This is a genomic window from Corynebacterium sp. BD556, from assembly GCF_038452275.1.
In the GTDB taxonomy this organism is placed as follows: domain Bacteria; phylum Actinomycetota; class Actinomycetes; order Mycobacteriales; family Mycobacteriaceae; genus Corynebacterium; species Corynebacterium mayonis.
In genome coordinates, this window is the sequence record NZ_CP141643.1 from 440,609 (window position 1) to 464,849 (window position 24,241).

Genomic DNA, 24,241 nt, shown 5'->3' on the forward strand with positions numbered 1-24,241 from the left:
AGGTGCGCAAGGAAGGCGCATGGTCAGTTGGCCTCCGGCGCCTTCTTTTGTGCTTCAAAAAGTGGCGGGTATGAGTCGCCCCTTGGGTAAAACCCCAAGTGTTAAAAAATGGGGCATACCGAACATGACATGACGGTGGGTGGGCAACCACCACATATTGAGTTGTTGTTAAACTCCCCGCCGCACTTCGCGGCTGGGAAGGAAAACTCCTGCACTTTAGCTACTTTGGTGCAGACCATGAAAAAGGCCAGCGGGGTGAAGCTGGAGGTTAGGCGAAAAAGAGTTGTTGCTAAACTGCCTAATCGTCTCATGAACACGGGTGCTCCACAGTAGAGCTGAGATGCCGCTTGCGGCGAACCGTTGAACCTGATCCGGGTAATGCCGGCGCTTAGGAAGGATACACATGACCAACGCAACACCGACCCGCACTTCGCAGTGGAGGGTTATTGACATTGTCACCGCGGCTGTTCTCGGTGTCGCCGTCGGATTGATCTTTTGGGGGTGGAACACCATAGGCTACGCCGGGTTCAGCGCCCTTGATGCGCTCACCCCGGGCTTTGGTGGCCTATTCGCCGGCATTTGGTTCCTCGGTGGCCCGTTGGGTGCGCTTATTATCCGCAAGCCGGGCGCCGCCATCTTCGTCGAGGTTATCGCCGCCAGCGTCTCCACACTGATCGGCAGCCAGTGGGGCATTGAGACGTTGTATTCCGGTTTGGCTCAGGGGCTGGGAGCAGAAATCGTCTTTATGCTTTTTGTCTACTCGCGTTTCACCCCCGTGGTCGCCGCCCTCTCCGGCGTCGGCTCTGCACTAGGTGCGTTCATTGTGGAGCTGTTTACCGCCGAAAACCTGGCAAAGACTCTGGAGTATAACCTCATCTACTTGGGGTGCATGTCAATTTCCGGCATTGTGCTTGCCGGCCTGCTCAGCTACTGGCTGGTCAAGGCTTTGGCCCAAACTGGTGCCTTGGACCGTTTCGCGGCGGGGCGGGGTCTGAACCCCGGAAAGTGGACACGGAGTTTTAATCAGATGCGGTTTTGAGTATAGCTGTTTCGGAAGATTCAAAGGCGTTCGGCGAACGATAGCCGCACCTCGAGTGCAGGCGTTTGGTGTTGTAGCGACTGCACCATTGGAACACGTCCCGGCGACACACCAGCTGACTGGCGAAAACAGGTGCATCTTGAAGGACTTCCCGTTTCAACGTGGCGTTGAACGACTCCGCCAGAGAATTATCCGCGCTGGTACCAATTGCTCCCATCGATTGGGTAACACCGAGACGTTCACATAGTCTTCGGTACCGATCAGAGGTGTATACACTGCCATGATCGGAGTGGAAAATCGCTCCGTCAAGCCCGCCACGGATCCCGTAAGCCATCATCAAAGCCTCTTCAACTAACTCCGTACGCATGTGGACGGCGATCGCGAAACCGGTCAACTGCCGCGAGTAGCAGTCGATGACCGTCGCCAGGTACATATTCGACCCATCTGCAATCGGGAGGTAGGTGATATCGCCGACGTAGACCGTGTTTGGTTTCTCCGCGGTGAAACGGCGTGCGAGCAGATCCGGAAACGTCGGAGCGCGTTTCGCAGACACCGTGGTCTTTACGCGGCGTTTCTTGGTGTAGCCGAACAATTCCATCTGGCGCATCAGCCTGGCGGTGCGCTTGTGATTGAGGCGATCATCGCTGGTCGGATCCGAGTTGATGGCCGCTGTGATGCGTTTCGCCCCGTAACAGCCGTTCTCAGCTGTGAACACGGCCTTGATCCTCGCTCCCAGCGCCGCGTCAGCGACGAGGCGTCGCCGGCGGGCAGGAGCAGCAGATTTCCACTTGTAGTAGGAGGACCGGTTGATCTTCAGGACCTCACATAACCGCTTGACCTCGTAGAAGTCTCGGTGGTCATCAACGAACTGAAAGCGGTTCACCAGTTCGTCTCTTCCGCGAAATATTTGGCCGCCTTGCGCAGGATCTCTCGTTCTTCCCGTAGCGTGGCGTTTTCGCGTTCCAGCATGCGGATGCGTTCGGCATCGGAGAGTCCTTGAGCAGGAGTACGTTCGCTGTTGGCTGCGGCGATCGGGCTGGCGACTTTTTCACCGTTGGCGTTGGTTTTGGTGCCGGTGCCGAAGGCGTCGAGCCAGGTGCGCAGGGAGTTGCGGTTGACCCCGAGATCGGAGGCGATCGCGTTGATCGTGGCTCCAGGGGTCGACTCGTACAACGTCACTGCGTCACGCTTAAACTGCTCGGTGTAGGTCTTGCGTGGCATGGTGGAAAGGTACCTCACTTCCCCAGCGAAATGCTGGTTTCAGCGTGTCCACCACCAAGGGGTCAGGTCCGCGTGAGCGCTTTGCCAGCAACGAAGCTTAGGGCAGCAGGTGGCTAAAACTGTCGTTTCCGCCCGCGGGCTGGGCTACCACCACGCCACACGCAAAACCCCGGCCTTCACAGGTGTGGATTTCGATGTGGCGGCGGGAGAGCGCGTACTCATCACGGGTGACTCCGGTTCCGGAAAATCCACCCTTGTCTCCGTCATAGCGGGGTTGGCCGCAGATGGAGAAGATGGCCGCCGCCTCGGCACGATCGAGGTCGACGGAAGCGTCGGCATGGTCATGCAGGACCCGGAGGCGCAGACGATTCTTACTCGCGTCGGTGATGACGTTGCCTTCGGGGCGGAAAACCTCGGTGTGCCCCGTGATGAAATTTGGCAGCGTGTGCGTGAAGCGCTCGACGCCGTCGGCTTGGACGTGCCTTTAGAGCACAACACCTCCAAGCTTTCCGGCGGGCAGAAGCAGCGCCTTGCTTTAGCTGGGGTAATTGCGATGGGCGCGTCGATCATCGTGTTGGATGAGCCGACGGCGAACCTGGACCCTCAAGGCCGCGCCGACATCATTGGTGCAGTGGATCAGGTCTGCCGCCGCACGGGGGCGAGTTTGATCGTGGTGGAGCACCGCCCGAAGCCCTGGGCCGGCATCGTGGATGCGTTCTACCGCCTCGACTCTGAGGGCCTTCACCTCGTTTCTGTCATGGATCTGCCGGGTGCGCCCGAGTTGCCGCCCGCGCGGAAGGTTCCGGTGGGCACGCAGTTGGCGGTGCGCACGAGTGAGCTGGAATTGGTGTGGGGGCCGTCGAGAAGCGTGAAGGTGCCGGAGGGCTTTTCTACCGTCATCACGGGCGCTAACGGCACGGGTAAAACGACGCTCGCGCTCGCGCTGGCGGGTCTGACTAAGACCAAGCGAGGGCAGGTCGAGTATTCGCAGGCCGTGCGCCAGGGGCTGGCAGGCGCGCCGCTGACGTGGAAGTCGAAGCAGCTCGCGCAGCGCATCGGCTACGTCTTCCAAGACCCGGAGCACCAATTTGTCACCAGCACTGTTGAAGCGGAGATGGAATTATCTGGGGCGCCGAAAGAACGCGTTGACTCGTTGCTTCAGCGACTCAGGCTGGATCATTTGCGCCGCGCCAACCCCTTCACCCTCTCCGGCGGGGAAAAGAGGCGTTTGTCTGTGGCGACAGCGCTGGTCAACGCACCGCGCCTGCTGTTTCTCGACGAGCCCACCTTCGGGCAAGACGACCGCACCTTCGTGGAGTTGGTCGGGCTGATCCGTGAGCTTACCGACGACGGAGTTACCGTGGTGTCCATCACCCACGACGAAGCCTTCATTGCATCACTCGGTGACCACCAGGAGGTGCTGGGATGAGCTCGGTTAACCCGGTGACGAGGATTCTTGGTTTGGCGTTGTTCACCACGCCGCTGATGGTCACGTTGGACTGGGTTTCGGCTACCGTCGCGATTGCACTTACCGTGCTGGCAGCGCCCGTGTGTGGGGTGAGCTGGGTGCGCCTGTTGCGCCGCGCCTGGCCACTTATGTTGGTCGCGCCGATCTCGGGGATCCCCATGGCTCTCTACGGCCAAAGCGGCGGTGACGTCTACGTGAACTGGGGGCTGGTGGAGGTCTCTGAGCTCTCGCTCAGCCTCGCCTTCGCCGTGGTGTTGCGCGTGCTTGCGGTGGCGCTTCCCGTCGTGGTGCTTTCGGCGGAGGTGGATCCAACAGATCTCGGTGACGGGCTTTCGCAGGTGCTGAAGCTTCCCGAACGATTCGTTATCGGCACCGTGGCTGCCTTCCGCATGCTCACGTTGCTTCGCAGTGACTTGGAAGCGATGCGCCGCTCCCGCCGCGCCCGCGGGATTGCCGATACTGGTCGGGTCCGTTACTGGTTTTCGCTTGCCTTCGGGTTGTTGGTAATGAGTCTGCGACGCGCCGGAAAACTCGCTACCGCCATGGAGGCGCGTGGTTTCGGCCGCTACCGCGGGCGCAGTCACGCCCGCATCTCCCGTTTGCACCGCATTGATTTCGCCGTCATGGTGGTTTGCGCTGCGGGTGCTGCGGCCTCGCTCGGCATCGCGTGGTACACCGGCTATTTCCGGCCGTTGTGGAGCGTGCGCTAGATGGCTTTCACCGTGCTTATCGACGGCCCTTCCGGCGCGGGCAAAACCACCCTCGCTGTCGTCATGGGCCAGGCGTTGGGGATGGAGGTGGTCCACCTTGACGATTTCTACCCTGGGTGGGCAGGGCTGGCAGAAGGGGCACGCATGGTGGCCGAGGATGTGTTGCACCCGACCAGGCCCGGCTTTTGGAGATGGGACTGGCGCTGCGACCGGCGCGGTGCATGGGTGGCCCTGGATCCTGCCGCGGACCTGATCGTGGAGGGAGTCGGGGCGGTGACGGGGGCGTCGCTTAGCGCGGCGCAGGCGAGAGGCCATGTGGTGGCGATCAGGGTGACTGCGCCTCCCGCGACCCGAAAGCAGCGAGCTTTAAAGCGCGACCCCGGCTACGCGGAATATTGGGACATGTGGGCAGCGCAGGAGGCGAAGCTTCAGCCCGCGCCCGTCGACGTCACTGTCCGGATGGGGTGAGAGCTTCCGGGTTAAACGTTAAACGTTAAACGTTAAACGTTGAACACAGTGCGCTTTCTCGTACGCTCAACCTTCGGATCAGGAATCGGGATCGCCGACAACAACGCTTTGGTGTAAGGGTGCTGAGGATTGTCGAAGATCTCGTCTGCATCACCAAACTCCACGAAATCGCCCTTGTACATCACTGCCACGCGGTCCGACAGGTGGCGCACCACCGACAAATCGTGGGCGACAAAGAGGTACGACAAGCCCAACTCGCGCTTGAGGGATTCCAGCAGGTTGATCACACCTGCCTGGATAGAGACGTCGAGGGCTGAAACCGGTTCGTCGAGCACGATGACCCGCGGGTTTGTGGCCAAGGCGCGAGCCAAACCGATGCGTTGGCGCTGACCGCCCGAGAAGTGGCCTGGGAAACGGTCAATGTGGGTCGCATCCAGTCCCACAGTGCGCATCAGTTCCGCGATGCGCGCGTCAAAGTCGCCCTCGTAGCCGAGCGACTCAAGCGGCTCAAGCAGGATCTCGCGAACCGTCATGCGCGGGTTGAGCGAACTCATCGGATCCTGGAACACCATTTGCACATCCCGCCGTGCGCTTTGGCGCTGTGCCCGACTAAAAGTCGAAGCGTCGCGGCCGCACAACACAATGCGGCTGCCTTCGGCGGGGTCGAGGTCCATGATTTCCAGCAAGGTGGTGGTCTTGCCGGAGCCGGATTCTCCGACAATCGCCATGCATTCGCCGGCGCGCAGGTCGAAAGAAACATTTTTGACCGCGTGGACTTCGCCTACCTTGCGTTTGACCAAAGCACCTTTGGTCAAGGGGAAAACCTTGTTTAAGTTTTCCACCTCAAGGGTTATTTCGCGCTCATCGCGTGGAATGTGGGCGAGCGAATCCTCCGGCAACACCGGAGCGGGGTAGAGGGGTTGGCCGTTGATGGTGCCGTCGTCGATCTCGTTCGCCCGGATGCAGGCGACCTTGTGTGAGGCATCGCCGTCATGGGGCACGAGGGCAGGCTCGCCCGCGAGGCAGTCGTGGGTGGCGATGGGGCAGCGCGGGGCGAACTGGCAGCGGTTTTCAATCCCGATCAGTCGCGGCGGGTTGCCTTCGATGTAGGTCAGCGGCTCTGTCGAAGGCTGGTCGACGCGCGGCGTCGAGCCCAGCAACCCGATGGAATAGGGCATGCGTGGGGCGGTGAAAAGGGTGTTTACATCAGCCATCTCGACGGGGCGACCACCGTACATGACTAGCACGTCGTCTGCGATGTTGGCTACCACACCCATGTCGTGGGTGATCATGATGCAGGCCGCGCCGGTCTCACGCTGGGCGAGTTTGATCAAATCGAGGATCTGCGCCTGGATTGTCACGTCGAGAGCTGTGGTCGGCTCATCAGCGATGATCAAACTCGGGTTGTTGGCAATCGCGATGGCGATCACCACCCGCTGGCGCATACCGCCCGAGAACTCGTGCGGAAATGACTTCAGGCGCTTGCGCGGCTCGGGAATACCCACCAGGTCCAGCAGCTCCGCGGCGCGGTCGAGGGCCTTCGCTTTCGGTATCTTCTGGTGGGCTTGAATTGCCTCCACGAGTTGGCTGCCAATATCGAACACTGGAGTCAGAGCCGACAGGGGGTCCTGGAAGATCATGGAGATTCCGGAGCCGCGGATCGCGGACATTTCTTTGTCAGATTTGCCGAGAAGTTCCTCACCTTTGAACTTCACAGAACCGGAAATCTTTGCATACTCGGGAAGCAGCCCCATAACGGCCATCGAAGTGACAGACTTACCAGAACCGGACTCACCGACGATGCTCAACGTGCGTCCCGCGTTCAGGTCGAAGTCCACGCCGCGGACAGCCTCGACGGTGCCGGCTTCTGAGGGGAAGGACACTGTGAGGTCGCGCACCTGAAGCAAGGGGGTTTCGTGTGTCATGCTTTACCTCCGGAATTCGAGTTTGGATCCAGTGCATCGCGCAAGCCGTCGGCGATGAAAGCCATTGAGGTGGTCAGAAGCGTCAGGATCAGGGCGGGCACGTAGAACTGCCAGGGTGCTGTGCCCAAGGTGGTGGTGCCTACCTGCAAAAGGGTGCCTAGGGAGACGTCGGGAAGCTTCACGCCCAAGCCGAGGAAGGACAGGGCTGTTTCTGACATGATGGTGGACACCAGCCCCATCATGAACTGGATGATCAACAGCGAGGCGACGTTCGGGATGATGTGGCGCACAAGCGTGCGGGGGCGCGAGACACCCATGAAGCGGGCGGCGCGCACATAGTCGTTTTCGCGCACCGACAGGGCGAGTGACCAGATCACGCGGGCTGGATACATCCAGCCGAACAAAACGAGCACGACTGTGAGCACCTTCCAGTCGCCGCCTGAGCCCGCAACGAGCAGGGCGATCATGAGGAAGGTGGGAACTGCCAGCATGAAGTGGATCACGGCCAACACCGCCTTTTCCATCCACCCGCCGTACAGCGCGGCTCCCGCACCTAGCAGTGCAGAAAGGATGGAGATTAAAAGTGAGGCAGGGACCGCGATGCTCAGCGAGCGGCCCAGTCCGTGAACAGCCTGGGTGAACAAGTCGTGGCCGGAGTCGGTGGTGCCAAACCAGTGCTGTGCCGAGGGCGGGGTGGAAAGGTTGAGAAAGTCCGGCTCGTCGAAGGCCCAGGGGCTAAAAATTTTACCGGTCAGCGCCAGAAGAACCAGCAAAGCGAAGATGATTAGCCCGACCACGGCCATCCGGTTGCGCATGAAGCGGCGCCGGTAGATGGTCATTTTGCTTGTGCCCCGCGGCGTGGAGGCCGAGGGCTGCGCTTCATTGGTGGCCACACCGTAGGCTTGGCTGCCTGTCTCCGAGTGCAGCGTCATGTCGTTGACAGGGATCGCGGCGGTCGGAGCGTAGCGCCCAGGTGAGGAGTGGGATTCGGAGTGGGTGGGTTTGTCAACCATTTTTCAAGCCTCCTTAGCTCACGCGCACGCGCGGGTCGAGAGCGACGACGAATAAGTCCGCCAAAATCGCGGAGATAGCGGTCATCGCCGCGCCGAAAGCGGCGACGGCGACGGTGCCGTGGACGTCGTTGCGTGAGATGGTCTGCAGGAAATACTGGCCCATGCCTTGCCAGGCGAAGATTTTCTCAGTCATCACCGCGCCGGTGAAGATACCGGGAACGGAGAAAGCCACTGATGTCGCCACCGGGATCAGCGAGGTGCGCAGCGCGTGTTTGCGCACGGCCTGGGACTTAGTCAGGCCTTTCGCGCGGGCGGTGCGCACGTAGTCCGCGTTGAGGTTGTCCAAAAGCAGTGTGCGTTGGAGGAAGTGGTATCCGGCGTAGGAGATGATCAACAAAGAGACGGTGGGCAGGACTAGGTGCTGCGCCGAATCGACCAAATAGGCGACGGGGTTACCTGGGTTGGGGGAGGCCGAGCCGGTGACGTAAAAGACTCGCTTTCCCGTCCATTCGTTGATTTTTAGGCCCAGCCAGACCACTGCGATCGAGGCGACGACGACGTGGGTGTTCATCGTGATGATGGACACCGCCTGCCACGCGCGGTCAGCGCGCTTATATTGGCGTGAAGCCGTGTAGACGCCGATGGCCACACCGATGACGATGGACATCAGCGTTGCCACGAGTGTGAGCTGCGCGGAGACCCAGATGCGAAACGAGATCTGCTCGTTGACGGAGTCACCTAAAGGTGACAGGCCCCAATCCCATCGGGTGATGATGCCCGTGAGCCATGTCCACCAGCGCTCCACCACCGGGATGTTCGGGCTCAAGTTGAGGGACAGAAGGAGGTTGTCGATTTCCTCCGCCGACAGGGGAGGGCGCCGCCCGGCGTAGTTGGAGCGGGGGTCAAGGAAGAAGCTGGCCAAAAAGAACGTCAGGTTGGTGGCCAAGAAGATAATTAGCGTCCAGCTAAGTAACTTTCGCAACAGGTATCGAAACATCTGGGTCTCTCATATATTCACGGGGCTGAAATAGCACAGAATAAAGAACCGCCCGGTTGTGGTGCGGGCGGTTCTTCACGTCTACGTGGAAGCGGTCACTTCTCGGCGGGGAATTACTTCGCCCAGCCGATGTTTTCTAGCGGCACAACGCCGAAGGACATGGCGCCGAAATTGGCCAGACCCTTCTTGGTAGCCACCATGTCCGGGCCGTTGGCGTACGGCATGATGCCGAACTCCTGGAGAGCTTCCTTCTCCAATTCATTTGCGCGCTTGATCTGCTCGTCCGGATCCGCGATCTGCTGCAACTGCTCAATCTTTGCATCCATCTCCGGGCTGCCGGTGCCGGACTTGTTTAGTTCGGAGTCGGAGGAGTAGATCTGGCCGAAGTAGGCCACGCCGAACGGGTCGGAGCTGGAGAAGCCGCTCATGAACAGGTCGAAGTCGCGGTTGGCCGTGACCTTCGAGAAGTCGGAGGACGGGCGCTCCTCAATTTTGACGTCCACGCCGACCTGCTTGAGCATTGCCTGGATCGCTGAGGTGGTCGCCTGAACCATCGGCGAGTCACCGAGGGTGACGTAGCGCACCGACAGTGACTGGCCGTCCTTGGCGTAGATGCCGTCATCGCCCATGGTGTAGCCAGCTTCCTCAAAGAGGGCCTTCGACTTTTCCTGGTCGTACTGGATCACGGAGCCGAAGCTGTCCTGGTAGCCGTCCTGGGTCTGGAACAGGGTGAAGGAACCGGGCAGGTCCTCGGTGTAGTCGAGGCCCTGGAAGCGGATCGCGGCGAGCTGCTCGCGGTCGATGCCGCGCATGATCGCCTCGCGAACCTTCTTGTCCTCCAACCCGGGGGCGGTGGAGTTGATGGTCATGAGGAAGGTCGAGGGGCGCAAGGCGGCGCGCAGATCTACGGCGTCACCCATCTCCTTGGCGGTGTTGTAGCGGTCGCGGGAGCCGATGCCGGTTGCGTCGATCTCGCCGGCGCGGAAGGCGTTGAGCGAGGCTTGGTCCTCCATGGCGCGCAGCGTGATCTTGTCCAGCTTGGCTGGCTCACCCCACCACTTTTCGTTGCGCACGAAAGTGACGGTGCCGCCGTTCGGGTCGAAGTTTTCAACCTTCATCGGGCCGGCGCCCCACTCGGGGTGGACTTGCTTGATGTAGGCGTTCATGAAGGTGTCAGCGTCTTGGATTTGCGGCGGAACCAGCTCGCCGAACAATCCCTGCCACCAGGGGTAGCCCTGCTTGAAAGTGACTACAGCGGTTTTGTCGTCGTCGCCCATTTCCACAGACTCGATTAGCTCGTAGCCGTCGGTGGAGTTGACCTGGACGCCTTCCATGGTGCCGTTGTTGAACTTCCAGGTGTTCTCGAAGGCCTTCCAGTCGATGGGGGTGCCGTCGTTGTAGGTGGCGTCCGGGTGGATGGTGTAGGTCACCTGGGTTTTGCCGTCGACTTCTTCGTCCGATACCTCAGTGAGGTAGGCGGGGTTGGGGTGCCAGGTTCCGTCGCCGTCGAAAAGCGAAAGCTGCGGATTGTACTTCGTCCACACGTCGCGCGTGTAGCGGTTCATGTTGGCGTGGAAGATGTTTTGCTGCTCGGCCATCTCGGTGGTGGCCAGGGTCAGCTCGCCGCCGTCTTGGATCTGATCGCGCTCCAGTGGGTTGTAGTCACCGGCTGGTTTGACCTCGAGACCGCCGCTTGCCTGTGAGTTTTTGGCGTCGCTGGAGTTTGCCTGCGACCCTGCGTTCGAGCTTGCATCGGAGCTGCCGTCGTTGGCGCAGGAGGCAAGGGTCAAAGACAAGGCGGAGATACCAACCAGGGCGGCGGTCCTGAGACGGTGTTTCATAAACGGATCCTTTCTGATTGAGCGTTTCATAAGAAACTTAGCTTATTTGTGTCAACCGTCACGAAGAAATCGACGTGGAATTGACGAAGAGGTTAAAACTTGGTGAATTTTTTAGTGCGAAAAATTGCATAAAAATACGACCACCAGTGAGGCAGGTGGCCGAAGTGGCGTAAGGTGTGGAGGTCAACCATCGGGGTTAACCGACGGGGGTAAGCTCCACTTCCTTCGCCCAAGTAAGTTCGATGCCTAGGGTGCGCAGCCACTCCATCGCGTCATCGTCATGGCGGGTGATGCCCTCAACGGCGTTGAGGGTCACGTCAATGGCCTTTTCGGCCTCCTCTGCGCTGATCAATCCGGCGGACGTGGCGGCGGCCAGTTCGTCGATATCGAGGACGTCGATGGGAGAGCCGGTCAAAGAGACGAGATCGACGTAGAGATCGCGGGTGCGCCACACGTCGCCTTCGACGTCGATGTCAGCGACATCGAAGTAGAAGTCTTGGGCCACCTCGACACCCTCGCGAAAGTGGAAGATGTTGGCGCGAAGGCCCAGCTCGGGTAGCAACCAACTCTCCAGGTAGCCAAACTTCTCGTGATTTGCCCCGCGCGCCATGTAAAGGCCGAAGTCGGTGATTTTGAACGTGTCGACTTCGCGCAGGAATCCCTTGGGGTCGGTGTTGATGTTCGACGTTGTGTCAAAAGTCTCCTGCTTCACCGGGTGCAGATCAGGGCTCATGATTACCTCACGTTGAAACTAGCGGCGGTCGGGGCGAAGGAACAGACTTTCGCAGTGGTGCGCACGTTTCCGCCGATGACGGCGATGACGTGGCCCGGCCCAGTGTTGGCTACACCGGACAGGGTTGCTGGTCCTGTCGGGTTTATCCCTTTGTTATCTAAAGGCGTTACGCCGGCGCGTCCATTGGATAGATTGAGCCAGTATGCGTGCATCCTCCCTTGCTTCTTCGCGGCACCGGGGGTGCCCAGTGCGGTGAAAACGAAACCGGCGTGGCCTGCGGGAACGCCGGGCAGGGGGATGTCTGCCGGTCCGGGCACGGCGATGGCGGAGCCGGTTGAATGCTGTGTAGGGCCGATGCAGTTGAGGGCGACGGTAGGCCAGATGAATTGATTGATCGCGGGCCCGTTTTCCGGCAGGGCGGGACCGCCGAGTGCTCCGCGGCCAGCGTAGAAATCGACCGCGGTGCGCAGTGCCTGGGAAATTTCTGGCGGTACCCACGGCTGGTGGGTGAAGGTGTCTAGCTGTTGCATCACCATGGGGGTGGGGCGGCCGAGGTGGTCGGCGAAGTCGGAGGACTGTGCAGATTGGGCGGTGGCGGTCGGTGCAGCAAGTGCTGCGAAGGTAAGGGGTGCGATGGTCACGGCGAGTGCCGCGGCTTTCTTCAGGCGGGTGAGGCTGAGGGGCACGGTGTAGTCCTTGCTTGTCCGGGTGTGTTCGGTGACACAAAAATAGGCTTGATTCACTTAAGTTGACCTAATTAACTCTTGTCACATTAGTCGCAGTTTTGAAAGCGTCAAGTGAAATAACTTCAGCTGCGACCGCGTGGACAAGAGCGTACGCACGAAAGTGCGTGTAGGTCCTCTAAAGGGTAGGGTTTAGACGTTCTTAACCCCCAATGCAATAGATGCTTAAAGGAGCAGCGAATCAGTGTCGCATCCTGAATTTCGCAACGTGGCCATTGTGGCGCACGTTGACCACGGAAAAACCACCCTCGTCAACGCCATGCTGGAGCAGTCAGGTGTGTTCAGCGACCACGGCGAACACGGTGACCGTGTCATGGACTCCGGCGAGCTTGAATCCGAACGCGGCATCACCATCCTTGCCAAAAACACCGCCATCCGCCGCGCTGGCCAGGGCAAGGACGGCCGCGATCTAGTCATCAACGTCATCGACACCCCCGGCCACGCCGACTTCGGCGGCGAGGTCGAGCGCGGTCTGTCCATGGTCGACGGCGTCGTGCTGCTTATCGACGCTTCCGAAGGCCCCCTTCCCCAAACCCGCTTTGTCCTGGGCAAAGCCCTCGAGGCGAAAAAGCCCGTCATCATCTGCGTGAACAAGACCGACCGTCCCGATGCCCGCATCGACGCTGTCGTCGAAGAAGCTCAAGACTTGCTTTTGGAGCTCGGCGCCAGCCTGGAAGACCCGGAGGCTGCGGAGGCCGCGGAGAACCTGTTGGAGCTGCCGGTGCTCTACACCTCCGGTCGCGCTGGCCGCGCCTCCCTGGAAAACCCCGGCGACGGCGAGCTGCCAGACAACGAGGACCTGCAGGCGCTGTTCGATGTCATCTATGAGGTTTTGCCCGAGCCTTCCGCCGACATCGATGCGCCTTTCCAGGCGCAGGTGACCAACCTGGACTCCTCGTCCTTCCTTGGTCGCATCGCGTTGATTCGCGTCTACCGCGGTGCGGTGAAAAAGGGTGACAATGTCGCTTGGGTGCATTACGACGCCGAGGGCGAGCAGCACGTCAAAAACGTCAAGATTGCCGAATTGCTTGTCACGCAGGGCCTTGACCGCGTACCGGCCACAGGTGAGGTCATCGCCGGCGATATCGCAGCAGTCTCCGGTATCGACGAAATTATGATCGGCGATACCCTCACTCACCCGGACAATGTGGAGCCGCTGCCGCGCATTACGGTCGATGACCCGGCAATTTCCATGACTATCGGCGTCAACACTTCCCCGATGGCTGGCCGCAACGGCGGAGACAAACTCACCGCCCGCATGATTAAGGCCCGCTTGGACCAGGAGTTAATCGGCAACGTGTCAATCAAGGTTCTGCCGACCGAGCGCCCCGATGCCTGGGAGGTGCAGGGGCGCGGCGAGATGGCGCTGACCGTCTTGATTGAGACGATGCGCCGTGAGGGCTTCGAACTGACCGTGGGCAAACCCCAGGTGGTGACCAAGGAGATCGACGGGAAAACTTACGAGCCTTTTGATCACATGGTCATCGACGTGCCTTCCGAACACCAAGGTGCTGTCACGCAACTGCTGGCCAACCGCAAGGGTCAAATGACCGCGATGAGCAACGCTGGCTCTGGAGACTGGGTGCGGATGGAATTTGATGTGCCCTCCCGCGGCCTGATCGGTTTCCGCACAACCTTCCTCACCGAAACCCGTGGCGCGGGAATTGCCAACTCCTACTCAATTGAGCACCGTTTATGGGCCGGCGAAATCAAGGGCCGTCCAACAGGCTCGTTGGTGGCCGACCGCTCCGGCCAAGTCACCGCTTATGCGCTGCAGCAGTTGTCTGATCGCGGCGAGTTCTTCGTCGAGCCAGGCGCAGAGACTTACGAGGGCATGGTCGTCGGAGCTAACAGCCGTGACGAGGACATGGATGTCAACATCACTAAGGAAAAGAAGCTGACCAACATGCGTGCAGCTTCGGCTGACACCACGGTTACTTTGTCGAAGGCCCGCACGCTGTCTCTCGATGAAGCCATCGAGTTCTGCGACGAAGATGAGTGTGTCGAGGTCGCCCCCGAGGCAATGCGTGTGCGCAAAATCATCCTCAACTCCACGGAACGTGGCCGGGCCCGCTCTCGGCAGAAGCAGAAGAATAAGTAATATTCCAGGGGATGATTCCCCGATTGACAAAGTCGCGCACCCGCCGCACCGCTATGGTGCGTCGGCGTTTCGCGGCTTTGCTTGCTTCCTGCGCTCTAGTTGCCTCGTGTGCGGCTAATCCCGGGCCTCCACCTTTGGTGGAGGAGCAGCCGGAGGAAACCTCCACCGAGGCCACGCGGCCACTTGCTCCTTCCGGCGGCACCCGCACCCAGGTGCAGGTGGGTGTGGATCCGTTGCGCAACGGGCTCAACCCGCACTTGGCCGCCGATGAGTCGGAGGTCGTGGAGTCTATCGCCGATCTCGTGCTTCCCAGCGCTTTCGTGGATGGCAAGCGTAATGCCGACGTGATCGAGGTGGCCACGGTTCTTCCCACCTCACCGTCGGAGGACGTTGCGATGACAGTGCGTTATGTCATCGCGGATGAAGCGCAGTGGTCTGACGGCACCCCGATTACGGGGGCGGATTTCACCTATCTGTGGCGCGGTATGTCGGCCACCCCTTCTGTGGTGGATCCTTCCGGTTACCGTGCGATAAGCAACGTGCGTGTCTCCGGTCCCGGGGGCAAGGTTGTCGACGTGGACTTTCGGGCCTTGGTCGCCGAGTGGCGCGTGTTGTTTTCCCACCTTCTTCCGGCACACCTTTTTAGCCCGGACGCAGCCGATTTCGCCACGGCTCTCAGCGATGACATTCCGGCCTCGGCAGGTCGGTTCATGGTGGTCAACGTCGATCGCGGCCGCAGCACGATCACTTTGAACCGCAACGACCGTTTTTGGGGCGCTAACCCGGCCAAGCTAGACATTTTGACCCTTGTTGGGGTTCAAGACACTACCCAGATCGCGGGGCAGTTGCGTGTGGGCCAGCTTTCCTTCGTCGATATGGTGCCACAGGAGACTACCTCGACTGTGGTCGGTCTGGTGCCGGGTGTGCAAACGCAGCTTTACGACGCCCCCCGCGACCTTGGCATCACTTTGTCCACTACCTCACCGCTGCTGGGCACCGTCGAGGCGCGCGAGGAGCTGCGCTCGCTTATCGACGTCGCCTTGCTCGCCCGCGTTGCCGCGCGCCGCAGCACTGATGTGACTATCGCGCCTCACCGTCCGGCGAGTGCTGCGGCCCCGGCAACACTCGCCGCCGCCTCCCATGAGATTCGGCCCCTGCGCGTCGGCGTCGATCCGGCCGACCCGCACGCTGCTGCGGCGGCGCGCTCATTGGTGGATCTGCTTGCTTCACGCGGCGTGTCCGCGCAGGTAATTACCACCGATTTTTACCGTATTAGCGCTCAAGATTTGCCCGCTGGCGAGCTCGACATGGTGGTGAACTGGCGGGTGCGCCGCGGTGCGTCACCTGCGATCGCCGGCGAATTGTACTGCCAGCCAGACACCTACCGCGCCGGGAACCTCTCCGGTTTGTGTACCCCGGAGACAGAAGAACTCGCGGAGCGGATCCTCACTGGTGAGATACCGGGGGGCAAAGCGCGTGAGGAAGCTGATGCCGCCTTGGAAGCGAACGTGGTGTGGGTGGCGCTGTTGACTGAGAAGCGTCTGCGCGCTTTGACAGACGGTATCGTTGGCCCCCACCCCATGTTGACCGCGTGGCCTGGGGGAGTGTCTACGGCGGCGACTTGGCGCAGTGCCATCATCCCCGACAGGAAAGGACGCGAAGTGAAATGACGCGGCAAAGCGATTTAAGCGGCTACCGGGTCGTGGCTGTCCACGCCCACCCCGACGACGAGGCGATCTCGACGGGAGGCGCCTTGGCGGACATGGCGCGTCGAGGGGCCGATGTCCTCGTGGTTACCTGCACCCTTGGTGAGGAAGGTGAGGTAATTGGGCAGCGCTACCAGCAACTCGTGGTGGATCAGGCCGATCAGCTCGGCGGTTACCGGATCAGTGAGCTCGCCCGCTCCCTCGAAATACTTGGGGTGCGGGGTGTTTTCCTGGGCGGGGCGGGCCACTACCGCGACAGCGGCATGGCCGGTTCCACCGCCAGTGCGAACCCGCGAGCTTTCGTCAACGGGGGCCAGGAAAGCGTCGATGAGCTTGTGAGCATCTTTGAAGCCGAACGCCCGCACCTGGTGATCACCTATGACCCTCACGGTGGTTATGGGCACCCCGATCACATCCGGGCGCATGAGATCGCGCATCTGGCTGCCGAGAAAACTGGCGTGCCGCGCCTGGTGTGGGCGGCGCGGCTGCGCAGCGAGCTTGAAGGCAACCTGCCTCCTGTCGCGCCTGAAGGTTGGAGCATGCCTGCCCCGGGAGAACTCGATGCTGTCGACGCGACCGACACTTTCGTCGCACTCGACGATGAAGCCTACAGCGCTAAGGTTGAGGCCATGCGGGCGCACGCGACCCAAGTCATCATTGGTGGGGGCGATCCCACCACTTATGCCTTGTCGAACCTGATTACGCAGGTAATTACGCGACGTGAGCACTACCGCAGCGGGGCAGGGCAACCGCTTCGCCCGGGCGCGGGGCTTTTGGACGGGATCGCTTTATGAGCACACCGGTCGTGCGCGATGACTTCTCCCGCGCGGAAGCTGTCGGCGGCATCGTATGGTTGAGCATTGGGGCGGCGGTGTCGATTCTTTTAGAGCTGGTGTATCTCAACGCGACGTTGTTCGGCATGCCTTTTCCTGTCACGATTGCGGCGGCGGCGATTTTCAACCTCGTTTTGACACGCACGGCGCGGCTGTGGAGCCCTAACCCGGCCGTTGCGCTTATCCCTGTTGCGGTGTGGAGCTCCTTGTTTTTTATTCTGATGTTCGCCCTGCCCTCCACCGGTTTCATGCTGGTGCCGGTACATATTTTCACCGTTATGTTGTTCATCGCCGGGGTAATGGGTGGTATGTGGCCAGCCTTTTCGTCCAAGTGACATAATGACGATCATGACTTACGTGATTGCCCAACCCTGCGTGGACGTACTGGACCGAAGCTGTGTAGAGGAATGTCCGGTCGACTGCATCTACGAGGGCAAGCGCATGCTCTACATCCACCCCGACGAGTGTGTGGACTGCGGTGCCTGCGAGCCCGCCTGCCCCGTGGAGGCTATCTTTTACGAAGACGACACGCCCGACGAGTGGAGTGAATACTACGACGCGAACGTCGGCTTTTTCGATGATCTTGGCTCCCCGGGCGGGGCCGCTAAGACCGGCCCGCTCGACTTTGACCACCCATTTGTCGCTGCATTGCCGCCGCAGAACCAAGACTAGACCGAAAAGACGCGACACGAGGAGGCAAGCTTCATGTCGGCAAGTTTTAACCGGACGCCGCTGGGGCAGCAGCTACCCGATTTTCCGTGGGACACCATCGCGGATATCAAGGCCAAGGCCGCGCAGCACCCCGACGGTCTGATCGACCTGTCGGTGGGCACACCTGTCGATGCTGTTGACCCGTCAATTCAACTCGCCCTCGCTGAAAACGGTTCGGCGCCCGGCTACCCGCAGACCGCAGGAACGCCCGAGCTTCGCAGCGCCATCGTGACCGCCCTCGAGCGCCGCTACAACGCGGCGGGCCTCAGCGAGCAATGCGTGCTGCCAGTGGTGGGCACCAAGGAAGCAATCGCTTGGTTGCCCACCACCTTGGGCGTGCGGGGCAGCGAAGCCACCGTGGTGATTCCTGAGGTGGCGTACCCGACATACGAGGTCGGCGCCATGATCGCCGGGGCGGAAGTGGTACGCTCCGACGAACCCGTCGAAGGCGCAAACCTTGTTTTTCTAAACTCGCCGTCGAACCCGACCGGGCGGGTGCGCACCATCGATGAGATGCGTCGCTGGGTTGAGTTTGCGCGCGAGACGGGCGCGATCATCGCCTCCGACGAGTGCTACATGGGGCTACACTGGTCAGCGCAGCCGGTATCCATTTTGGATCCGCGCGTGACCGATGGAGACAACACGAACCTGTTGTGCTTGCAGTCGCTGTCCAAAACGTCGAATTTGGCTTCGTACCGCGCAGGGTTCATCGCCGGCGACGAAGATCTCATCCAAGAGCTGCTTTTGGCCCGCAAACATGCCGGACTCATGGTCCCTGGCCCGGTGCAGCACGCTATGGTCGCCGCTTTAGCTGCAGACACGCACGAACAGCTCCAACGTCTTACCTACGCCAACCGCCGCGCCGTGATGCTTAAAGCACTGCTTGCCGCCGGCTTTGCCATCGACGACTCTGAGGCCGGTTTGTATTTGTGGGCGCGGCGCGAGGAGACGAACACCTCCCGCGAAATCATGCTGTGGCTCGCTGAGCGCGGCATCCTCGCCGCCCCCGGAGACTTCTACGGCCCAGCAGGCGAGGGGTACGTGCGCATTGCTCTGACAGCCACCGACGCACACATCGCAGCCGCCGCCGAGCGGCTAGCTGTTTAGGCTCTGACCCGTTGTGCGACTAAACTCGGCTGTCCGTAGTCGTTGAAGGCCCGAGCGAGGAAGTGGCGTGTGAGCTCAACTGGTCCGACCCCCGATGTCGCCCGGAAAACCGTGGTGGGGCTGCAGCAGCTTGCCGCTCCCTCCCTTTCCGCGAGGATTTTCATCGGATTCCGTGAGTTCATCAAGTTCGGCATCGTTGGCGGCTCCGGGGTCGTGGTCAATCTCCTGGTGTTTTTGTTGGTGAAGAAACTGCTCGACTACAGTTTCTCCCTCCACGAAGCGGACGTGTTTTTTAACCTTTTGAACACCCGCTTCAACGTGAGGTGGTACCACGTCATGGCCACGGTCGCCTTTTTGCTGGCGAACGTGTGGAACTACCAACTCAACCGCTCCTGGACTTTCCGCCGGATTCCGCAGAAACCTTGGTTGAAGGGTTTTCTCCCCTTCCTCGCCACAGGCTTAGCTGCCTTCGTCGTTTCGTTGGTTTTCCTCACTCTATTTATGAACGAGACTTCTCCGCTTTCTTTGCCGGAGCATATCTTCGATGGTTCGACGGGGCTTCGCACCAAGTCTTATTGGGCGCAGCTTTTGTCCACGCTCATCGCTATGCCGGTGAACTTTTTGGTGAACAAGTTTTGGGCCTTTTCCAAACCGAAGGTCCCACCCCTGGAAACACGCCAGCAATAAATCTGCGCTGCCAAAACCCGCACTCTCCAGTTGAACAAACAAACAGGCGCGACCCCTGGTTAAGGTAAGGTCGCGCCTTTCGCCGTTGGTCGCGGCCCTAGTTTTTGTGCAAAGCCTCGTTGAGCTCAATGCCCTTGGCGGCGACGACTTCCACCGCGCCAGTGAGAGAGTTGCGGCGGTACTGCAAGCCATTGACGCCGGAGAGTTCAACAGCTTTGATCTCAGCGCCGGGTGTTTTCCCTAAAACAGCGGCGACTTCGGGGGTAAGGGTGACTTTGGTGCCGGCAGTGACGTAGAGGCCGGCCTCGACAATGGAGTCGTCGCCAAGCGAAATGCCGATGCCTGAGTTGGCGCCGAGGAGGCAGCGTTTGCCCAAGGAGATAGTCTCCTTACCGCCACCGGAGAGAGTGCCCATGATTGAGGCGCCGCCGCCGATGTCCGTACCGTCTCCCACGGTGACACCGGCGGAAATGCGACCTTCGACCATGCTGGAGCCCAAGGTGCCCGCGTTGAAATTGACGAAACCTTCGTGCATGACGGTCGTGCCCTCAGCAAGGTAGGCGCCGAGGCGGATGCGGTCAGCGTCACCAATGCGCACACCGGAGGGCACAACATAGTCGACCATCCGGGGAAACTTATCCACCGAAAAGACCACGACCGGGCCCTTGGCGGCAAGCTTGCTGCGGGTCATCTGGAAATCAGAAACAGCACACGGGCCGTAATTGGTCCACACCACGTTGGCCAAAAGTCCGAACACGCCGTCCATGTTGGCGTCGTGCGGCTTAATCAACCGGTGGGACAAAAGGTGCAGGCGCAAGTAGACGTCGTAGGCGTCGATCGCCGGCTGATCCAAATCCGCGATCGATGTCTCAACTGCGACCCGGGCGACGCCACGGTCCTCGTCGGGGCCGACAAGGTGCGCAAAGCGGGAATCAGCCTCCTCCAAACGATTAGTTCCGTTGGCGCTGACCGGCTCCCCCAGTTTCGGAGCGGGGAACCAAACGTCAAGAACAGTACCGTCGTGAGTAACAGTGGCAATGCCACGGGCGATCGCAGTTGTCATGCCCGTTAGCCTAGACGATCCGACCGGTTAGCACCGGAGAGGCCTCGTGTGAGGAATGATACAAAGATCAGCACCGCAGACAGGGCAACAACGGAAAAGATCTGGTTGCGGGTGGAGGCGTCACTAAGCATCAAAAGCGTCAACCCAAGCAAAGCGGCCAGCGTGGCCCACGGAATCCACCTTGAGCTCACTTTCAAAGCCTTGTTTTCTCCGCCCGCCTGCAGCTCTGGGTGCAGTTTGATGAAGCTAAGCACGGTCATGATCCACATCACAACAAGGCAGCCACCCACTGCGTTCATGAGGAAGTCGATGAGCCCCGGCGGGTTCCAGGACTGCAAGCCGACGGCGACGAAGGCGAAAAAGACCGACACAAGCACGGCGTTGCGCGGAACAGCGTCTTTGCCCACCTTGCCCAGCCACGCCGGGGCATCGCCGTCCTTGGCGAGCTGGTACGCCATCCGGGAGGTGCCGTAGATTTGCGCATTGAAGGCTGACAAAAGAGCGAGCACAATAATGACCTCCATGAAGGCCGCCGCACCCGGGATGTTCGCAGATTCCAACACATGAGAAAACGGGGAATCGGCGGCGGTATCAGCCCCAGAGATCGTCTCATAAGGCATGAGCAAAATGATGATCAGCACGGAACCGATGTAGAAAACGGCGATGCGCCAAATAATCGAATTGACCGCGCGCAGCACAGCCTTGGCCGGGTTGGCGGACTCCGCCGCCGCGATAGTGACCACCTCGATACCGCCGAAGGCGAAGGCGACAGCAAGCAACCCCGCACCGATGCCGGTAATGCCATGAGGTGCAAAGCCAGAGTCCTGAATGTTGGTAAACCCGACGAAGTCGGAGGCCGGCAGCACACCGAGCCACAACAGCGAACCAATCACCAAAAAACCAATAATGACCACAATTTTGATCATCGCGAACCAATACTCAAACTCACCGAAGCCCTTGACCTGGGCGAGGTTGATCGCAGCGAAGAAAACTACGCTCACCAAAGCCGGGATCCACGGAGAGATATTGAACCATCCGGCAATGATCTGCGAGGAGCCGGTGATCTCAACGCCACCAACCATGATGAGCAAAAACCAGTAAAGCCAACCCAGCAAAAAACCAGCCCAATGGCCAAAGGCCTGCCGGCCGTAGGTGGCGAAGGAACCCGAGGAGGGTCGCGCGGCGGCCATTTCGCCGAGCATTCGCATCACGGCGATGACCACGAGACCAGCAATAGCGTAAGCGAGGATGATCGCAGGCCCGGCGGCACGGATGCCCGCACCAACGCCGAGAAAGAGACCAGCGCCGACCGACATGCCCAGGCCCATCAGTGTCAGGTGTCGGTCTTTCAAACCGGTCCCCAGGGAGGCGTCGCCTGCCTGCGTCCGGGAGGAGGCTGCGGAGCTCATTTAAGCTTTCCTTTCTGAAACAGTGTTGAAAGTTGTGGTGTCAGAAGCTGCGGTATGACCAGCGGCTCGGCGCGTGAAGATGACACCGAGCGCGGTAATCACGCCGACAACCACGGTAACGGCCAGGATCTGATCGCGGCCGCTTTCAGTGGTGGCCATCAAAGCAACAAGGGCCACAATCAGGCCGATTGTTACCCACGGCAGGTATTGCGGCGCCCACATCCGCACGTGCGTGAGCTCACCGCCGCGAACCAGGTGCGGATGTAAACGCAGGAAGGAAAAGGACACAACCAGCCAAATCACGACCAGGCAGCCTCCGACTGCGTTAAGGAGGAAGGCAAGAAGGCCCGGCGGGTTCCAATACTGCAAAGCAACCGCAATGAAACCAAAGATCACGGACACAACAACACCGCGCAGCGGCACGCCGCGGGAGTCGGTGGCCCGGAAGAAGCCGGGCGCGTCGCCACGCTCAGCGAGATTGTGCAAGAAACGTGAGGTGCCGTAGATCTGCGTATTGCACGCCGAGAGCAGCGCGACGACGATGACGGCCTCCATGACGCCGACCGCGCCAGGGATGTTCGCCAGATGCAATACCGCGGTAAACGGGGAGCCGGAGGCGTCTGCCGCTCCACCGATTTGCTCATAGGGCAAAAGCAAGGCGATTAGCACCACAGAGCCGACGTAGAAGATGCCAATACGCCACAAGATCGAGCGGATTGCTGAGTGGACCGCAGTCTCAGGGTGCTCAGATTCAGCCGCGGCGATAGTGACCATTTCTATGCCGCCGAAGGCGAAAGCGACAGCGAGCAAGGCGGTAGCCACGCCACCCCAGCCGTTCGGGATGAAGCCGACTTCGGAGACGTTGCTCAAGCCCACAAAGCCCGAGGCGGGAAGCAGCCCCAGCCATAAAAGGGTGCCGAGAACTAGGAAGCCGATAATGACGGCGACCTTGATGAGAGCAAACCAGAACTCAAACTCGCCGTAGTTGCGCACCGCAGCAAAGTTGATAACGGTAAAGACCACAATCGCCGCCAAGGCGGGAATCCACGGGGAAAGACCGAACCAGCCGGCGATAATGCCGGAGGCGCCGGTGATCTCCACCGCCATGATCATCACCATCATAAACCAGTACAGCCAGCCGACGGCGAAGCCCGCCCAACGGCCAAAGGCCTGCTCAGCATAGGTCGAAAAGGTGCCGGAGGAGGGTCGGGCTGCGACCATCTCGGCGAGCATCTGCATGACGCACACGGTGATGAAACCCGCGACGAGATAGGCGAGAACGACGGCCGGGCCAGCGGCTTGAATACCCACACCAGTGCCAAGAAACAGGCCGGCGCCGATGGCGGAGCCAAGACCCATCATGGTCAAGTGGCGAGTTTTGAGGTCTTGGCGCAGGCCGGGCGAAGCCTGGACTGCGGCTGCGGGGGGAAAAGACATGGCTTTACTGTAATAACCGCCACAATACAAAGACTCATCGGTGGCGCAAAGTGCTTATCCCCTCAACGAGAGCGCACGACCGGGCAGGCAAAATGCGGCTCATTAGCCACAGAAATGTCGCTTTGACCTGCAATGTCACGGGCGTGGACAATGTCGCCGCTGCGGGCGTCGAAAAGCGCAGTGCCGGGCTCTAGCATGACATTCATCCCAATTTCGCAGCGATCACCCAAATCAACCCCAATGAGGCCGGAAGACGGGTGCAAAATGCAGTCACGGCCGATTCTCAGCGCGACCCGATTATGCCCGTCTTCGCGCCCCGCCATAACAGTGGCGGACAGGGCAACGTCGGTTCCCTCACCGATGGTCACCGCGGAAGACAAACGTCCCTCAATGCGCGCCGGGCCAAGCGAGCCGCTGTTCCACGACACATAGCCTTCACGCATCACCGAGGTACCCGGTGCCAGGTAGGCACCTAAACGCACACGCTCAGCCTCGGCAATAGTCACGCCGGTGGGCACGACGTAGTCAACCATGCGCGGCAAACGCTCGATCCCGTAGACGTGAATTTGGCCGCGGGCACGCAAAGTGCCACGCAACCACTCGAAATTATCGGGCAGGCACGGGCCTTTATTGGTCCACACCACCGGCACTAACCTGTCGAGGCAGTCGTCCATGTTTACCTCATGGGGGCGCACCAGCCGGTGCGACAGAAGGTGCAAACGCAAAAAGACGTCGTGCGCGTCGCGCGGCGGAACCGACAGGTCGGTAATGGTGGTGCGAACTGGAACCAACTCGACCTGACGGTCGCGGTCCATGCCGATCAAGCTGAGGAACTTGTCGTCGAGGTCGCGGGCGGAGACTCGCTCGGTGGCGTCGACAAGCAAAGATGCGTCCTCCACCAATTCGGGCGCGGGATACCAAGAGTCCAACACCGTGCCGTCCGCCGCGATGTTCGCGATACCTGTGGCCACGGCTGCAAGCGTAAGAAGCTGCGTCATGCGCTCATCATAACGGGCGGGTCTGGTTAGG

22 protein-coding genes and 1 riboswitch are annotated in these 24,241 nt (G+C 60.5%); of the genes, 11 read left to right on the forward strand and 11 right to left on the reverse strand.

Features of this window, described 5'->3' with window-relative positions:
• Positions 1-305 precede the first annotated feature (305 nt).
• Positions 306-412, forward strand: a riboswitch (TPP riboswitch).
• Positions 404-1,039, forward strand: a complete 636-nt coding sequence (locus VLL26_RS02115; RefSeq protein WP_342319481.1) for an ECF transporter S component — start codon at positions 404-406, stop codon at positions 1,037-1,039. It overlaps the preceding riboswitch by 9 nt.
• Here VLL26_RS02115 and VLL26_RS02120 read toward each other — a convergent pair.
• Positions 1,020-2,260 (reverse strand): IS3 family transposase gene (locus tag VLL26_RS02120; RefSeq protein WP_342318167.1). Its coding sequence is split into 2 segments (ribosomal slippage): positions 1,020-1,933 and positions 1,933-2,260, totalling 1,242 coding nucleotides; the frame shifts between segments, so codons are not numbered across the junction. The two genes, VLL26_RS02115 and VLL26_RS02120, sit on opposite strands and share 20 nt — an antisense overlap.
• A 109-nt stretch (positions 2,261-2,369) precedes the next feature.
• Between VLL26_RS02120 and VLL26_RS02125 the strand changes: the two genes are divergently transcribed.
• Genes VLL26_RS02125 through VLL26_RS02135 form a run of 3 tightly spaced genes read left to right on the forward strand, consistent with a single transcriptional unit; the run spans position 2,370 to position 4,906 of the window.
• On the forward strand, positions 2,370-3,689 hold the full coding sequence (locus VLL26_RS02125; protein ID WP_342319482.1) for an ABC transporter ATP-binding protein: 1,320 nt from the start codon (positions 2,370-2,372) through the stop codon (positions 3,687-3,689).
• Entirely contained in the window at positions 3,686-4,438 is a 753-nt protein-coding gene (locus VLL26_RS02130) for an energy-coupling factor transporter transmembrane component T family protein (RefSeq protein ID WP_342319483.1), read from the forward strand. The genes VLL26_RS02125 and VLL26_RS02130 overlap by 4 nt, the downstream gene beginning before the upstream one ends.
• Positions 4,439-4,906: a hypothetical protein gene (locus VLL26_RS02135; protein WP_342319484.1), complete on the forward strand. Its 468-nt coding sequence runs from the start codon at positions 4,439-4,441 to the stop codon at positions 4,904-4,906. It begins immediately after the preceding gene.
• A gap of 32 nt (positions 4,907-4,938) precedes the next feature.
• Here the strand turns inward: VLL26_RS02135 and VLL26_RS02140 are convergent, their stop codons facing one another.
• From VLL26_RS02140 to VLL26_RS02165, 6 genes are all read right to left on the reverse strand, one after another.
• The gene (locus VLL26_RS02140) at positions 4,939-6,831 is read right to left on the reverse strand and encodes an ABC transporter ATP-binding protein (RefSeq protein ID WP_342319485.1); all 1,893 of its coding nucleotides are present in this window, start codon (positions 6,829-6,831) and stop codon (positions 4,939-4,941) included.
• Positions 6,828-7,763, reverse strand: a complete 936-nt coding sequence (locus VLL26_RS02145; protein ID WP_425292294.1) for an ABC transporter permease — start codon at positions 7,761-7,763, stop codon at positions 6,828-6,830. The genes VLL26_RS02140 and VLL26_RS02145 overlap by 4 nt, the downstream gene beginning before the upstream one ends.
• 94 nt (positions 7,764-7,857) lie before the next feature.
• Positions 7,858-8,841 (reverse strand): ABC transporter permease, encoded by a 984-nt coding sequence (locus tag VLL26_RS02150; RefSeq protein WP_342319487.1) that lies wholly within the window; start codon positions 8,839-8,841, stop codon positions 7,858-7,860.
• Between the two features lie 113 nt (positions 8,842-8,954).
• A complete protein-coding gene (locus VLL26_RS02155) occupies positions 8,955-10,682 on the reverse strand; it encodes an ABC transporter family substrate-binding protein (RefSeq protein WP_342319488.1) in 1,728 nt (575 codons plus the stop codon).
• A 196-nt stretch (positions 10,683-10,878) separates the two neighbouring features.
• Positions 10,879-11,415 carry a DUF402 domain-containing protein gene (locus VLL26_RS02160; RefSeq protein ID WP_342319489.1) on the reverse strand — a complete coding sequence of 179 codons (537 nt, stop codon included), beginning with the start codon at positions 11,413-11,415 and terminating at the stop codon, positions 10,879-10,881.
• 2 nt (positions 11,416-11,417) lie between these two features.
• The gene (locus tag VLL26_RS02165) at positions 11,418-12,158 is read right to left on the reverse strand and encodes a hypothetical protein (RefSeq protein ID WP_342319490.1); all 741 of its coding nucleotides are present in this window, start codon (positions 12,156-12,158) and stop codon (positions 11,418-11,420) included.
• Positions 12,159-12,342: 184 nt separating this feature from the next.
• On the opposite strand from VLL26_RS02165, the gene typA reads away from it, so the two are divergent.
• The 7 genes from typA (at position 12,343) to VLL26_RS02200 (ending at position 19,303) form a co-directional block, all read left to right on the forward strand.
• Complete coding sequence (gene typA, locus VLL26_RS02170; protein WP_342319492.1) at positions 12,343-14,259, forward strand: translational GTPase TypA; 1,917 nt, start codon at positions 12,343-12,345, stop codon at positions 14,257-14,259.
• Positions 14,260-14,270: 11 nt separating this feature from the next.
• Positions 14,271-15,929: an ABC transporter family substrate-binding protein gene (locus VLL26_RS02175; RefSeq protein ID WP_342319493.1), complete on the forward strand. Its 1,659-nt coding sequence runs from the start codon at positions 14,271-14,273 to the stop codon at positions 15,927-15,929.
• Positions 15,926-16,759, forward strand: coding sequence for an N-acetyl-1-D-myo-inositol-2-amino-2-deoxy-alpha-D-glucopyranoside deacetylase (mshB, locus tag VLL26_RS02180; RefSeq protein WP_342319494.1), 834 nt, complete (start codon positions 15,926-15,928; stop codon positions 16,757-16,759). Before VLL26_RS02175 ends, mshB begins: the two co-directional genes overlap by 4 nt.
• Complete coding sequence (locus VLL26_RS02185) at positions 16,756-17,133, forward strand: hypothetical protein (RefSeq protein WP_342319495.1); 378 nt, start codon at positions 16,756-16,758, stop codon at positions 17,131-17,133. Before mshB ends, VLL26_RS02185 begins: the two co-directional genes overlap by 4 nt.
• Positions 17,134-17,146: 13 nt before the next feature.
• Positions 17,147-17,470, forward strand: a complete 324-nt coding sequence (gene fdxA / locus VLL26_RS02190; RefSeq protein WP_342319496.1) for a ferredoxin — start codon at positions 17,147-17,149, stop codon at positions 17,468-17,470.
• A gap of 33 nt (positions 17,471-17,503) precedes the next feature.
• A complete protein-coding gene (gene dapC / locus VLL26_RS02195) occupies positions 17,504-18,616 on the forward strand; it encodes a succinyldiaminopimelate transaminase (RefSeq protein WP_342319497.1) in 1,113 nt (370 codons plus the stop codon).
• A gap of 111 nt (positions 18,617-18,727) precedes the next feature.
• Positions 18,728-19,303: a GtrA family protein gene (locus tag VLL26_RS02200; RefSeq protein ID WP_342320125.1), complete on the forward strand. Its 576-nt coding sequence runs from the start codon at positions 18,728-18,730 to the stop codon at positions 19,301-19,303.
• 97 nt (positions 19,304-19,400) lie between these two features.
• Here VLL26_RS02200 and dapD read toward each other — a convergent pair whose 3' ends face one another.
• The 4 genes from dapD to VLL26_RS02220 form a co-directional block, all read right to left on the reverse strand.
• Positions 19,401-20,366 (reverse strand): 2,3,4,5-tetrahydropyridine-2,6-dicarboxylate N-succinyltransferase, encoded by a 966-nt coding sequence (dapD, locus tag VLL26_RS02205; protein ID WP_342319498.1) that lies wholly within the window; start codon positions 20,364-20,366, stop codon positions 19,401-19,403.
• A 5-nt stretch (positions 20,367-20,371) separates the two neighbouring features.
• Positions 20,372-21,775 carry an amino acid permease gene (locus tag VLL26_RS02210; RefSeq protein ID WP_342319499.1) on the reverse strand — a complete coding sequence of 468 codons (1,404 nt, stop codon included), beginning with the start codon at positions 21,773-21,775 and terminating at the stop codon, positions 20,372-20,374.
• Entirely contained in the window at positions 21,776-23,212 is a 1,437-nt protein-coding gene (locus tag VLL26_RS02215; protein WP_342319500.1) for an amino acid permease, read from the reverse strand.
• Positions 23,213-23,274: 62 nt separating this feature from the next.
• Complete coding sequence (locus tag VLL26_RS02220; RefSeq protein ID WP_342319501.1) at positions 23,275-24,210, reverse strand: succinyltransferase; 936 nt, start codon at positions 24,208-24,210, stop codon at positions 23,275-23,277.
• Positions 24,211-24,241: the final 31 nt, after the last annotated feature.

Bases quoted from the DNA above. Each gene is read 5' to 3' on its own strand.
- VLL26_RS02115 (WP_342319481.1), top strand. From the start codon at position 404: ATGACCAACGCAACACCGACCCGCACTTCGCAGTGGAGGGTTATTGAC.
- VLL26_RS02130 (WP_342319483.1), top strand. From the start codon at position 3,686: ATGAGCTCGGTTAACCCGGTGACGAGGATTCTTGGTTTGGCGTTGTTC.
- VLL26_RS02135 (WP_342319484.1), top strand. From the start codon at position 4,439: ATGGCTTTCACCGTGCTTATCGACGGCCCTTCCGGCGCGGGCAAAACC.
- VLL26_RS02140 (WP_342319485.1), bottom strand. From the start codon at position 6,831: ATGACACACGAAACCCCCTTGCTTCAGGTGCGCGACCTCACAGTGTCC.
- VLL26_RS02145 (WP_425292294.1), bottom strand. From the start codon at position 7,763: ATGACGCTGCACTCGGAGACAGGCAGCCAAGCCTACGGTGTGGCCACC.
- VLL26_RS02150 (WP_342319487.1), bottom strand. From the start codon at position 8,841: ATGTTTCGATACCTGTTGCGAAAGTTACTTAGCTGGACGCTAATTATC.
- VLL26_RS02155 (WP_342319488.1), bottom strand. From the start codon at position 10,682: ATGAAACACCGTCTCAGGACCGCCGCCCTGGTTGGTATCTCCGCCTTG.
- VLL26_RS02160 (WP_342319489.1), bottom strand. From the start codon at position 11,415: ATGAGCCCTGATCTGCACCCGGTGAAGCAGGAGACTTTTGACACAACG.
- VLL26_RS02175 (WP_342319493.1), top strand. From the start codon at position 14,271: ATGATTCCCCGATTGACAAAGTCGCGCACCCGCCGCACCGCTATGGTG.
- mshB (WP_342319494.1), top strand. From the start codon at position 15,926: ATGACGCGGCAAAGCGATTTAAGCGGCTACCGGGTCGTGGCTGTCCAC.
- VLL26_RS02185 (WP_342319495.1), top strand. From the start codon at position 16,756: ATGAGCACACCGGTCGTGCGCGATGACTTCTCCCGCGCGGAAGCTGTC.
- fdxA (WP_342319496.1), top strand. From the start codon at position 17,147: ATGACTTACGTGATTGCCCAACCCTGCGTGGACGTACTGGACCGAAGC.
- dapC (WP_342319497.1), top strand. From the start codon at position 17,504: ATGTCGGCAAGTTTTAACCGGACGCCGCTGGGGCAGCAGCTACCCGAT.
- dapD (WP_342319498.1), bottom strand. From the start codon at position 20,366: ATGACAACTGCGATCGCCCGTGGCATTGCCACTGTTACTCACGACGGT.
- VLL26_RS02210 (WP_342319499.1), bottom strand. From the start codon at position 21,775: ATGAGCTCCGCAGCCTCCTCCCGGACGCAGGCAGGCGACGCCTCCCTG.
- VLL26_RS02215 (WP_342319500.1), bottom strand. From the start codon at position 23,212: ATGTCTTTTCCCCCCGCAGCCGCAGTCCAGGCTTCGCCCGGCCTGCGC.
- VLL26_RS02220 (WP_342319501.1), bottom strand. From the start codon at position 24,210: ATGACGCAGCTTCTTACGCTTGCAGCCGTGGCCACAGGTATCGCGAAC.